1 protein-coding gene is annotated in these 723 nt (G+C 31.8%); it reads left to right on the plus strand.

Annotated elements, in window-relative coordinates; translation table 11 throughout:
- Nucleotides 1–149 precede the first annotated feature (149 nt).
- Complete coding sequence (locus tag HK417_RS24495) at nucleotides 150–461, plus strand: hypothetical protein (RefSeq protein ID WP_222273409.1); 312 nt, start codon at nucleotides 150–152, stop codon at nucleotides 459–461.
- The last annotated feature ends 262 nt before the right edge of the window (nucleotides 462–723 follow it).

A 723-nucleotide genomic window follows, 5' to 3' on the forward strand; every position in this document is an offset into this window, starting at 1 on the left:
TTCATGATCTAGAGTTAGCTGCTGTAGTTCATGCTTTGAAGTCATGGAGATCTTATTTGTATGGTGAGAATTTTGAGGTATTTACTGATCACAAGAGTTTAAAGTATATTTTTACTCAGAAAGATTTAAATATGAGCTAGCATAGGTGGATGGAATATATGGAAGACTATGATTTTGAACTTAAATATCATCCTGTGAAAGCAAATGTAGTTGCTGATGCTTTGAGTAGAAAGTCTCATTCTCGTGTGCATAGCTTAGCTGTAGACAGATGGAAAATGTGGAATGTCCTTGAAGATTATGCGATCTATGATATAAGTGAAGGATCACAAAGGCATTTGTGTAATTTTGTTGTTCAGCCTTTGATAAATACTCATATAATAGAAGCTCAAGCTTTAGATGAGAAAGTTATGAGATTTTATTCATATTTTGAGGCTATTGTTGATATAGAAAGAGTTTTATAATATTTTCTCTAAAAGTTGTAAGTATGGACTTTGAGGAATAAAGGTTTTCCTATAACTGACTTTTGAACCAAGGTCTATTGGAAAATTTTTCGTGATTTGTTTTAAAGCAAGCCCTAGTATATGTGATTTGTTTTCCTCTTGGTATCTACATGTACATGTTATTTGTTTGATCTTGACCTGTGAAATTTTGTTCTTAAATTTTGATTGGTGAGTATTCTATTTGTAAATTTTGTGGAGCATGGGAAAATGCTTGGCTGAAAAT

The organism is Modestobacter marinus (assembly GCF_019799945.1).
Taxonomy (GTDB): Bacteria; Actinomycetota; Actinomycetes; order Mycobacteriales; family Geodermatophilaceae; genus Modestobacter; species Modestobacter marinus_B.

What these genes read in the sequence shown, in the direction of transcription:
- HK417_RS24495 (WP_222273409.1), top strand. Translation starts at nt 150, where the DNA reads ATGGAATATATGGAAGACTATGATTTTGAACTTAAATATCATCCTGTG.